The sequence below is a fragment of the Kitasatospora sp. NPDC005751 genome (assembly GCF_040630835.1).
GTDB lineage: Bacteria > Actinomycetota > Actinomycetes > Streptomycetales > Streptomycetaceae > Kitasatospora.
Genome location: NZ_JBEXYC010000105.1, coordinates 1 through 10662, shown reverse-complemented (window position 1 = coordinate 10662; position 10662 = coordinate 1). Strand labels below are relative to the sequence as shown.

Sequence of the window (10662 nt, the reverse complement as noted above, 5' to 3'; positions counted from 1 at the left end):
GAGTTGCCTACGCGTCACAGCCAACATTCTTATCGGGTTCTGCCCTGGAGCAGGGGCAGAACCCGAAGATTGATCACAACATCACACAGGCCCTAAGGCGGCAGACGGAGCGGGCTCTCGCTCTCCGGAACATCTCGCTGTGATCCCTCTGACATCACCAATTCGGTTTCAGAGAGCTACGGAGCAGAGGCTTGGGACAGACCGGCCTCAAGTTCAGAGAAGCCTGTCTGACCTGCCCGATGTTCATCACGACCCCGCAGTTCCTGCCCCAGCACCGCCGACAACGCGAGGAGGTTCTCCAGATCGTCACCGCCGCCGAAGCGCGGGGCCAGCGACGTCTCGTCGAAATGAACCAGCAGGTCCTGGGCAACCTCGACCGGATCATCACCGCACTCGACCAGGACGACGACCCGACCCAGGAGGCGGTTCGCGATGCGGGCTGACAATAGCTCCCACCTCGTGCTCTCAGCCCGCCGGCGCCACGAGCTGACCCGTGCCAAGACAGTCAGAGCCCTCCGCGAGCTCGACATCGCCGGCGTCCCGGTGACCTTCGAAGCCGTCGCGCGGGCCGCGGAGGTCTCCCGTTCCTGGCTCTACACTCAACCCGACCTCCGCGACGAAATCGAACGGCTGCGGGCCCTCGACCGCCGCCCGCTGCCGACACGGGCACCCGCACGACAACGCGGCAGCGACGCCTCGCTCGCAGGACGGCTCGAGATCGCCCTGGCTCGAAACAGGGACCTCACCGCCGACAACCAGCGGCTCCGCCGCCAGCTCGCCCACGCACTCGGACAACTCCGAGCCGCAGGCATCCCCGCCCTCGAAGAGCCGACCGCCCCACGACACACTTCCATCACGATCGGCCCCTGCTGACGCCGACCCTGAACGACAGCTCCGTCTCGTCAACGACACGTCTCCGACGAGACGGAGCAGGTCACAGCCCCACGGAAGCCAACAGCTCAAGATAACGCGACGGATGGCGAACTCGTCCACCCCCAGACGCGGGACAAGGCCCGACGACGGGACGGGCAGCGCCCGGATGAGACGGAGCAGGGTGTCCCGGCACGTGGTCATGGCCAGACGCCCTGAGATCCGGGCCCCGGCCCGGCCACCCAAGAACAGCGCGATGTCGGTGAGCTGAGCGGTGAGCGCGGTCGTGCGACGCGCGTGGCGGCACGTCAGAGCCGGGATCTGCTCGGCGAACGTCCGCCGCCCGCACCGGTCGTTCCCGCACACGAGACGACGCGCCCTCGGGGCGACGGTCCAGGAACTCCGGCCAGGGCCGACAGCCGAGCCCGGTGCCGCTGATCATCTCCATGCGCGCCCTGTTCCCCCTGCCCGGTGCACTCACCCAGCCTCTGGACATGTCACATCATCGGCCAAGCCGCGGCCCGGGTGCGGGTGAATCGACGAACGGGAACACACCCTGGGCAAGTCGGCAGGCCCCGGCCCGGATCTCCCCGGCTGGTCCGGGCCCCGGCCACCCGCACGACCGCGAGCCCGACCAGCCCCTGGCCTTCACCAGGCAGCGGCCGGACAGTGCGGCGGGACCGCCTCTGGGCGGCGACGGCCTGGCCATAATGATGATCGCCGCCAGTGCCCTCAAGGCCGCCAGCAACCGCCTTGGGAGGACCCAGCCGCCGTCCCGGACCCCAACCGACCGCCCCACGGCCCGCCGAGCACCCCTCGACGCCATCACCGCGCCGCCACGTCCGCACCCCCGCCGATGTCCGCAAAGCCGCCCTCCGCCATGTCCCTGCCGCCGCTGGCCTCGAAGCCGCGGCCGCTGTAGGCCTGCCTGCCGCCCCCGCCGCCGACGCTGCTCCCGGGCCCGGTATTCGTGACGCCGATCGTGACGCACCATCCGGCGAACCTTGATGGCCCAGGTCAACCCCCGTGGTGAAAGACCGCTCAAAGCCGACGGGGCACGTCACGAGCCACACTGGAGTGCGCCCCGACCACCCGCGCCGGGTCCGAACTGCCTTTCTGGGTATACCTTCTGGGCTGGCGCTCACAGGACCGGTACGGTGCCGTGGATGGCCTGCGCCGTCGTCGATGCGGGGGGTCGCACATGTCGAGCACCATTTTCCTGCTCCTCTCCATTGGCCCGCTCGTCATGGTTCTGGCGATGATCGTCTGGCAGCGGGCGGGCGAGGCGAACGACGCCTACACCGGGGTGGTCACCGGCCGGTGGGTGCACAGTTCGATCGGTACCTACGGCCCGTCGGGCCATCTCATGATGGGGATCCGCACCGACGAGGGGCGGGAGGTCACCATCGAGGTGAACAGTCGGACGTACCGGTCGCTCGGCGTGGGCGACCGGGTGGTCAAGGCGCCGGGTGCGCGCTGGCCGGTGCGGTCGGACTGACGAAGCGAACAGCTCTGCCGCATCGTCCGGCATGCCTCGCCGCCCGCGACCACCTTCGGGCCACCGCAGACCGCGCGCGGCTCGCGCACCGAAACCGCCGGTCGGGCCGCGAACTGCAGCAGACGGCCAAGGAGCGCTGGCGCGAACTGGTGAGCCGTCAGCCCCAGGCCGAGGTGCCCACCCGGCCCACCGAGCGGTACGGACCGTGGGAGTGGGAGCGCCCGCTCTCGGACGGCTGAGCCCGCACCATGTGGCGCGTCCCGACGCCTCCAGCCCGCGCGCCAGCCCGGTCCACGTCCTGCTCCACCACGGCTGACCGGTCGGCTGGGTCGAGGCCGCCATCCACGATGTCCCCCAGTGGGCGGAGATCCTCCACGGCCACCCCGGCCGGACCGCTTCGTCCGCGAGCCCCGCCACGACCAGGTCGCCCTCCACCCCTCCGCGCTCCACGCCATCGCCCACCCTCCGGGCCGCCCACCGCGACCCGCGATCCCCAGGACCCAGCCGTCCAGGCCGCGCGGGCTCCGCGCGTCCCGCACCGCGGGTGCGGCTCCCGCCCTGCACCCGCAAGGGCTGGTGCGGTAGTCGTGCCGCTACCGCACCGCACTGCCTCGTCCCGCACCGCAAGGCCGGCGGACCGCACCGGCCGTGCGGTGCGGGCTGGCGGTCTGTGGTGTCGGTCACGGACATACCGGGAGGACAAGGCCTCAGGCCGGGGCGAATCGGGCGGGGCAACACGCTGGTCAAGGGGTCGGACAAGGGGTTCGGTGAGGCCGCGGACAAGGGGGTGGTGTGCAGTGTCGGCCGCACCCGGGCGCTGGTCCGGGTGCCGGGCCGGCCACCGCGCCGGATCCGGCCTATCGCTGACGGAAGGCCACTCGATGACCACCACCTCGCTCGCCGTTCCCGACCCGGACGACGGCGACCAGGCCGCCGACCACCCGACCAACCGACAGGCGAAGGCCTCGACCGGCCAGGACAAGGGCCTGGGCGGCCCCTCCGGTGGCGCTTCGGCGGCCAGGAGTGGACCACCTTGATACGGGCGCTCGACAACGAGGACGGTGACCTGCTGCTGGAGCAGCAGCAGGAGGCTGCCAGGCGGGCCCGCGAGGCGCAGTGGGAGCGGGTGGAGCGTGATCGGCGCCGTCCGGCCTGCACCCGATACGAGGCGTGGTTCTTGGACGAGCGGTGGGCCGAACAGGAGCGGGCCAACACCTGGGACGACGACCGGCTGTGCGCCCGCTGCCGCCAGGACGTGGCCGAGCAGCGGGCGCGGGATGCCGCCGAGCGTGAGCGGGCCGCCGTGGAAGCCGTGGCCGCCGAGGCGAAGCGCACCTACTTCTGGTGGCGCCGGACCTGACCTGTCCTCATCCTGGTGCAGGCCGCTGTCCTGCATTGGGGAGTTTCGCCACCGCCGCTGACCTGCACTGGGAAGTTTCGTCCCCGGCCGGTGAGTTTGACCCCGGAGCTGCCGGTGAGTTTGGCCGCCAGGGGCCGGCTGACCCTGGGCCCGGAACCCTTTCATTTTGCAGGTCAGGGCCGGTGAGTTTCGTCCCGGCGTGGTCCGTTCGGGTGGCGGCGGGGTTCGGCGCGGCGGTCGGGCGGGACCGAGAGCGGTGTGCCTCTCGCCCGTCCTGAACGCCCGCAGGTCAGGCCCGCGCTGTGGGCCGTCCTCCATGAGAGCGGACAGCGTCGCCAGGCCTGCCGTGTTGGAGCAGGGCGTCCAGACCGGAGCGGTGTCGGCCGCGCGTCAGGCTGTCTGGCGGATGACGGCCCGGCCGGCGTGCTGGAGGTCCTCGTCGTCGGCGATGCTCCCGAAGTAGCCGCCGCCCCGGCGTGCGAGGGCGAGTTCGGCGTGGATGAGAGGGAGGGCGGGCGCGGCGGAGGGGCCCATCCGTTGCAGGCAGTCCAGGACGCGGCCGACGGTCGTGCTGTTCTCCTCCCACGTCTCCAGCAGCACGGGCAGGACGGTCCCCACCTGGGCAGGGCCGCCGATGTCGTAGATCGCGGCGGCGGCGTAGACCCGGGTTACGGGATGCCCGCCTTCGAGCATCTGCCTCAGGCGGGGTAGTGCTTCGCCCGCCGGCGCCCCGATCCGGCCGAGGAGGTCGGCTGCGTCCTGGTTCTTGCCGGTGTCGAGCAGGGCGGTCAGCCGCGGCACCGTGTCGCCGGGATTGCCCTCGATGTCCCACAGGGCCTTGGTGGCTGCGAAGCGCAGGTCAGGGTCCTCGGCGTCGGCGATCGGCCGGATCACCGCCAGCGCGGCTGTGGCACCGGTGCCGATGGAGCCCAGGTTGTAGAGGGCCGCGCCCGCGGTACGCCAGTGCCCCTGCTCCAGGGCGGTGACGAGCGCCGTGGCGAGCGCCGGGACAGCCGCCGGGCCGCCGAGCTTGCCGAGGGCGGCCATGAGCGTGGGCGCGGATCCCCAGGGCCAGGAAGACAGGTCCGCGTCGGCCAGGAGCCGGGTGATCCTGGGCAGTAGTTCCCCGGCTGCTTGGGGGAGGTGTCCGGCGACCTGCAGGGCACGCCAGTCGTCGGTGCCGGTGTCGAGCGCCGTCAGCAGGCTGGGCAGGGCCCGCTCGTCGCCGAGGCCGGCCAACGCTGTGACCGCCTGCTGATGGGCCCGGCGTAGCAGCGGGTGTCGTGCGGCCCAGACGTTCGGGCAGGAGGTGGTGCGGTGGGCCTCCACGAGAGCGGCGAGGGCTTCGCGTGCCGGTTCGGCGAGGGCGGTGGGGAGTTTGCCGAGGGTTTCGGCTGCTTCGGCGGCGGTGTAGGGGTCGTCGGGTCGCAGGTTGTCGGCGAGGGCGAGGACGAGGCCGGTGTGGTCGCCGCGCCGGGAACGGATCAGGTCCCAGGTCATGGTGATGGCGTCATGGCGGGTGGCCCGGTCGGGGCTGCGGAGTTGGGCAATGAGCAGGGCGGTGCGCTCGGGTACCCGTGCGTCCAGGGCCCGGTGGAGGGTGGTGAGCAGTTCGGTGGTGGGGGCGTGGATACGGCCGTGGCGGTCGAGGTCGTCGAAGATCGCCGCGAGCTGCGGCGAAGCGCCCTGGTCCGGTGCTGGTTCGGCGGCGGTGTTCAAGCAGCCGCACTGCCCGCAGTCCGTCGGCCGGGCTCCGACTTCGGAATCGGCCTCGGCCGCCCCGTCCTCGGGCTCCGGTTCGGGGGTGAGTTGCTGAAGCAGGCCTATCGCCGTCGGGACGAGGCAGGTGTCGATGGCCTCCGGCGTGCAGGCGGCCCGGTGAACGATGGCGGCGAGCCGGATGTCGGCGTCCAGCGCCGGGTCCGTGGCCAGAGCGGTGAGCCAGGCCGTCACCGGGCCGAGCGCGGTCGGCAGCCGCTGGGCCAGGGTCGCGGCGGCCTCGATCACCAGCAGCCGCTCCACGGTGCCGTTCTCGGCGGCCAGTCGCTCGCGCAGCAGGGCGAACGCCCGTTCGGTGTTGTCGAGGAACATCCCCAGGGCCGGGACGGCGGCCTGCCGTACCCGCGGGTCCGGGTCCGCCGCGTGCCGCACGAAGTCGTCGCCCCGCTCGCGCAGTTGCAGCATGGCGTCTGCATCGGGGAACGGCTCGTCGACGGACGGATCGTAGTTGGACAGGCCGTCTTCGTCGACAAAGGACAAGCGCTCCAGCGCTGAGCGCCCGATGCTGACCAGGAGCCCGACAACAGCTGCGCGGTCCGGCGTTCCGGAGTCGTTGGCGAGCGTGGCCAGGAACGGCAGGCTCGCCACCGTGGACTCGTAGACGGAGCCCTGGTGGAGGGCCGAGTTGTAGAAACTGCTGAACGCCTTCTCCCGGACGACGGAGTCGGGCGAGGCCATCTGCTCCAGCCACAGCGGTACGTCGTCGGCCGGACCGTAGGCGTGGCCCATGGACGACCAGTCGATGTGGTCGGCACCGTCAAAATTGTTGATCATGGGCCGCACAGTGCCACGAGACACTGACACAGCAGTCGGGCAGTGCTTCGTCATGGCGCATCATCGACACGACCCTGCATGCCTTCGACCCCCGGCCTGGCCCGGGCCCTGACCGGCCGGGTGCATGCGTCCCCGGGGGCCACGGGGTGGAGGCCAGGACCCGGACGCCAACCGGTAGTTGCCCGACAGCCACAGCACGCTGGCGCACTCCCAGCCGTACAACGACGGCTCACCCCCTATGAATCGGTTCGCGTTGGCGGCAAATCCCTGCGCCGACACGTACACCGCGTCCCAGCCGACCTCGGCCATAGCCTCCCATCCACCAGATGCTGCCCGACATCCTCGCCCGCATCCTTCCAGCAGGACGCGCTCCACCACCGCCACCACCGCACCGTCCCCGCCGGCCTTGAGGGCGAGACCGTTACCGAGCGCCTGCCGTGCTCCAGGCCATCGCCATCCTCCGGGCCGCCCTCCGCGATCGCGACCTCGAAGCCCTGCCCGCCGGCGCCTGGCACCCGCAGCAGTATCCGGGCCCATGCTGACCAGAGCTCAGCTGATTGAGCGGGGCGTGAGAACCCCTTCGTCTGCCCGGTGCGCTCCGGTCCCTGCGTGGGAGGCCTGCTGAGGATCGGTGAGCTGTTCGGAAGGCCCGATGAAGGACGAACAGGAGAGCAGCGCCAGGGGCGGCCGGGCCCTGGCCGGGAATTTGGAATGGTGATCGGATGAAACGATCTATGCTGGCTGAATTCACGATCTCTCCCCGTGTTCTCCGCTCAAGAAGCAGGTCTGGTTGATGAAGTTGCCCAAGGTGTCCGCCGTTCTTGCCGCCGCTGCGCTCGCGCCCGCTGTGCTGTTCCCGTCGATGGCGTCCGCTGCCGAGCAGCCGGCGCCCGCGGGGGTGTCCGGTCCGGACACGGCGTCCGATGCGTCGGGGGACCATGACTCCCAGGAGGCGCTGGACCGTGCCGAGGTTCAGCGGATCCTGGCAGACAAGGAGTCGGGGCCCGGTGTTCGGGAGGCTGCCGAGAAGGCTCTCGCCGGTACCGCGGCCGACCTGCGGCACTTCCTCACCGCCGAGTTGGCCAAGCAGCGTCGGGCCGACAACCAGGTGAAGGTCGCCCAGTTCTACAACGCTGGCGGACCCGCGATGCGTAGGGCCGTCGTGGCCGCGCTCAACGGCACCTACGACGACATCCTGAAGTTCCTGCAGGAGGGCCAGTACACGGCCCGCGCGGAGGACGAGGACCGCGCCGAGGTGCAGCGGATTCTGGAGGACAAGGAGTCGGGCCGCGGGGTTCGTGAGGCGGCTGAGAAGGCTCTCGCCGGTAGCGCCGCTGACCTGCGGCATTTTCTCACGGTTGAACTGGAGGACTGGCGTTGGCGCGACGACAAGGTGAAGGTCGCCCAGCTCCTCAACAATGGCGGACCCGCGATGCGTAAGGGCGTTGAGGCCGCGCTGTTCGGTTCGCATGAGGACATCCTGAAGTTCCTGAAGGAGGGCCAGTACGTAGCCCGCGCGGAGGACGACCGGGTAGAGATTCTCACGATCCTCGCGGACAAGGAGATCGGCCCGAGCGTCTCCGAGGGGGCCCAGAGGGCCTTGGGCGGCACGCCCGCCGACCTGCGTCGCTTCCTCGAGGTCGGTCTCGCGGACGCGCGGGTGATCGACAACCGGGTGAAGGTCGCGCAGATCCTGTCGGTCGGTGGTCCCGCGGTCCAGAAGGCTGGGGTCGCCGCGTTGAAGGGTTCTCCCCAGGACGTGGTCGCCTTCCTGAAGGAGGGCCAGTACAAGGCCCGTGCCGAGGACGAGGCCAACGCGGCGGCCGCCGCCAAGCCGACCGCGCCGGTCCAGCAGCCTGACCATGCCCAGAACACCGGCACCGGGCAGAGCGCCCAGACCGTTGTCCAGCCCGTCGGTTCCGTGAGCACCAGCACTGGCACCCGTGCCACCCCGGCCCCGGCTGTGATGCCCGCGCGGGTCGCCTCCGCCACGGCTCCCGTCTCCGGTCAGCTCGCCGCGACCGGTGTGGACGAGGGGCTCGGCTGGGAGGCCGGCGGCGCCGCCGCGGCCGTCGCCGCCGGTGCCGCCCTGGTGGCGCTCTCACGTCGCCGGCACGCCGCCGACAGCTGACCGCGACCCCGCACACCCTGGTGCCCCCGGCCGTTGGTCGGGGGCACCTTGTGTCTGGCGTCCGGCTGGTCCGTCGACCCGGCGGCCGGAGGCTGTGCTTGGTGTTGTCACCGGCGTGGGCCGGCGGCCGGGGGTGCGAAGGCAGGCCGGTGACCGTGAGGGAGTGGCCGTGCCCCGAACGGTCCGTGGCCGCCCATCGAGCATCGTTCGCTCGCGCGGGGCGGCGGACGCCGCATCACCGGGATGGGTGCCCGGTGATGCGGCGGTCCTGCGCCTACGGGCGGTGCCGGTGTTGCCGTCGCCGGCTGGCGGGCGGGTCTGGCCTGTCGCGCCTGCGCCCCCGCCGGGAGGTGTTCTGTCCCGGGGCCGCGGGGCGTGTTCTACAGGAGGGTCCAGCCCTCGTCGGCGGGGTCGACGGCCCAGAGGGTGTTGTTGGTGTCGCGGATGTAGGTGACGAGGTGGTGGTCAGCGGGGTCTTCGACGGTGTGGGGCTTGGTGTCGGGGGCCATGACGGTGCCTGCGGGGGTGCGGTCGTACTGGGTCCAGCCGTCGCCGGATCCCTGGGGTTCGAAGGAGTTGAGGTAGTTGTCGGGGCCGTTGACGTGGACGACGACGACGATGTGCCCGTTCAGGGGGTTGATGCTGGCGATGGGGTCGGTGGCGGCCTTGGGGCCGTGGTCGAGCCAGCCGGCGCCGAGAGGGTCGACGGACCACAGGTGGTTGGCGGTGTCGCGGATGTAGGTGGTGAAGTGCCCGTTGGCGGGGTTGACCACGGTGCTGGGGACGGCGTCCGGGGCCATGACGGTGCCCGAGGGCGTGGGGGTGAACTCGGTCCGGACGCCGCCGCGTTCGTCGATGGAGTTCAGCCGGTTGTTCGGCCCGTTGAGGAAGACGACGACGTGGCCGTCGTTGGGGTTGACCACGGGGGCGGGGTCGGCGGCGGCGATCGGACCGAGATCGTGCCATCCCTCGCCCGCCGGGTCGACGGACCACAGGTGGCTGTCGGTGTCCCGGATGTAGGTGACGAGGTGGTTGTCGGCGGGGTCCACGACGGTGCGCGGGACGGCGTTCGGGGCCAGCACGGTGCCCGCGCCGGTCACCGTGAACTGGGTCCACCGGGCGGCCTGCTGGTCGTAGGACCAGAGCCGGTTGTTCGGCCCGTTGACGTAGACGACGATGTGGTGGTCGGCCGGGTTGACCAGGGCGGTGGGGGAGCCGGCGGCGTAGGCGCCGAGGTCCTTCCAGCCCTCGCCCTTGGGGTCGACGGACCACAGGTGGTTGACGCTGTCCTGGACGAAGGTGACCAGGTGCTTGTCGGCGGGGTCGGCGACCGTGAACGGCGACCCCGCAAGGACAGACCCGGACGGCGTCGTGTGACGGGTCCTGTTCACCCAGGTGCTGAGGTCGTCGGTGCGGGTGCTGGAGGCGCCGGTGCGGGTCTCGGTGGCGGGGGTGCCGAGGCAGCCGCCCTGCCAGGAGCGGGAGGCGACGGCGACGAGCTCGGCCTTGCCGTTCGTCTCGCGCAGGAGCGGGGCGCCGGTGTCGCCCTTGCAGACGGCCGAGCCGTTCACACCGGTGGTGTCGATCGCGGTGGGCCGGGCGGCGTCGAGGGTGAAGGTCCCGGTGTGGAGCTTGTTGGGGACCCACTCGGTCTTGGTGCGCCCGTAGGCGGGCATGCGCAGGCTCTGGCCACTGGTGGGAGCGGTGGTGGCGAGCGGGAGGGTGGCGATGCCGTCGACGGGGGTGGCGAGGCGGGCCATGACGAGGTCGCGGTCCTGACGGGGCGCCAGTTCGACGATGTCGGCCTGCTGACCGGCGCCGGTGGTGAGGTCGGTGCGTCCGACGGTGGCGGTGGTGCGCCACTTCGGTCCGCCGGCGGCGAGGTTCTGCGGTTGGGCGGGGTCGTCGGCGAAGCAGGACGCGGCGGTGATGATCCAGTAGCGGTCCACCAGCGCGCCGGTGCAGGCACGGAAAGTGTCACCGACCGCGATCTTGGCGGTGAAGGCGTAGGAGCCGTCGGCTGCCGGGTCGGCGGAGACGGCAACGGCCGGTGTGCTCCAGCCTGCGGTGAGGGTGCCTGCGGCGATGCTGATGGCGAACAGGCCCGCACGCCAGGTGCGGGCTGAGGTGGTGCGAGACATGATGCGGTTCCCTGAGAAGCCGTTGTCTTTCCGATAGTGACGGGTGCGTTTCCGCTGGTCAGGCATAGTGCCGGTGCCTCGGTGGCAGAGACGGGGTGTCGTGTCGTCT

The 10662-nt window shown here is 71.3% G+C and carries 8 protein-coding genes; 6 read left to right on the top strand and 2 right to left on the bottom strand.

The genetic code is table 11. From position 1 onward, the window contains the following. Positions 1-191: 191 nt before the first annotated feature. The 5 genes from ABZ497_RS35785 (at position 192) to ABZ497_RS35765 (ending at position 3728) form a co-directional block, all read left to right on the top strand. Positions 192-443: a hypothetical protein gene (locus ABZ497_RS35785; RefSeq protein WP_359812061.1), complete on the top strand. Its 252-nt coding sequence runs from the start codon at positions 192-194 to the stop codon at positions 441-443. Next, positions 433-873: a DUF6262 family protein gene (locus ABZ497_RS35780; RefSeq protein WP_359812058.1), complete on the top strand. Its 441-nt coding sequence runs from the start codon at positions 433-435 to the stop codon at positions 871-873. Before ABZ497_RS35785 ends, ABZ497_RS35780 begins: the two co-directional genes overlap by 11 nt. A 1198-nt stretch (positions 874-2071) precedes the next feature. Then, on the top strand, positions 2072-2368 hold the full coding sequence (locus ABZ497_RS35775; RefSeq protein WP_359812056.1) for a hypothetical protein: 297 nt from the start codon (positions 2072-2074) through the stop codon (positions 2366-2368). 881 nt (positions 2369-3249) lie between these two features. Then, complete coding sequence (locus tag ABZ497_RS35770) at positions 3250-3405, top strand: hypothetical protein (RefSeq protein WP_359812053.1); 156 nt, start codon at positions 3250-3252, stop codon at positions 3403-3405. After that, complete coding sequence (locus ABZ497_RS35765) at positions 3402-3728, top strand: hypothetical protein (protein ID WP_359812050.1); 327 nt, start codon at positions 3402-3404, stop codon at positions 3726-3728. The genes ABZ497_RS35770 and ABZ497_RS35765 overlap by 4 nt, the downstream gene beginning before the upstream one ends. A 390-nt stretch (positions 3729-4118) precedes the next feature. Here the strand turns inward: ABZ497_RS35765 and ABZ497_RS35760 are convergent, their stop codons facing one another. Then, positions 4119-6281, bottom strand: a complete 2163-nt coding sequence (locus tag ABZ497_RS35760) for a HEAT repeat domain-containing protein (RefSeq protein ID WP_359812048.1) — start codon at positions 6279-6281, stop codon at positions 4119-4121. Between the two features lie 793 nt (positions 6282-7074). On the opposite strand from ABZ497_RS35760, the gene ABZ497_RS35755 reads away from it, so the two are divergent. Further along, positions 7075-8412: an ALF repeat-containing protein gene (locus tag ABZ497_RS35755; RefSeq protein WP_359812045.1), complete on the top strand. Its 1338-nt coding sequence runs from the start codon at positions 7075-7077 to the stop codon at positions 8410-8412. 380 nt (positions 8413-8792) lie between these two features. Here ABZ497_RS35755 and ABZ497_RS35750 read toward each other — a convergent pair whose 3' ends face one another. Further along, a complete protein-coding gene (locus ABZ497_RS35750) occupies positions 8793-10553 on the bottom strand; it encodes a trypsin-like serine protease (protein WP_359812042.1) in 1761 nt (586 codons plus the stop codon). Between the last annotated feature and the right edge of the window lie 109 nt (positions 10554-10662).

Bases quoted from the DNA above. Each gene is read 5' to 3' on its own strand.
- ABZ497_RS35770 (WP_359812053.1), top strand. From the start codon at position 3,250: ATGACCACCACCTCGCTCGCCGTTCCCGACCCGGACGACGGCGACCAG.
- ABZ497_RS35750 (WP_359812042.1), bottom strand. From the start codon at position 10,553: ATGTCTCGCACCACCTCAGCCCGCACCTGGCGTGCGGGCCTGTTCGCC.
- ABZ497_RS35760 (WP_359812048.1), bottom strand. From the start codon at position 6,281: ATGATCAACAATTTTGACGGTGCCGACCACATCGACTGGTCGTCCATG.
- ABZ497_RS35780 (WP_359812058.1), top strand. From the start codon at position 433: ATGCGGGCTGACAATAGCTCCCACCTCGTGCTCTCAGCCCGCCGGCGC.
- ABZ497_RS35775 (WP_359812056.1), top strand. From the start codon at position 2,072: ATGTCGAGCACCATTTTCCTGCTCCTCTCCATTGGCCCGCTCGTCATG.
- ABZ497_RS35755 (WP_359812045.1), top strand. From the start codon at position 7,075: ATGAAGTTGCCCAAGGTGTCCGCCGTTCTTGCCGCCGCTGCGCTCGCG.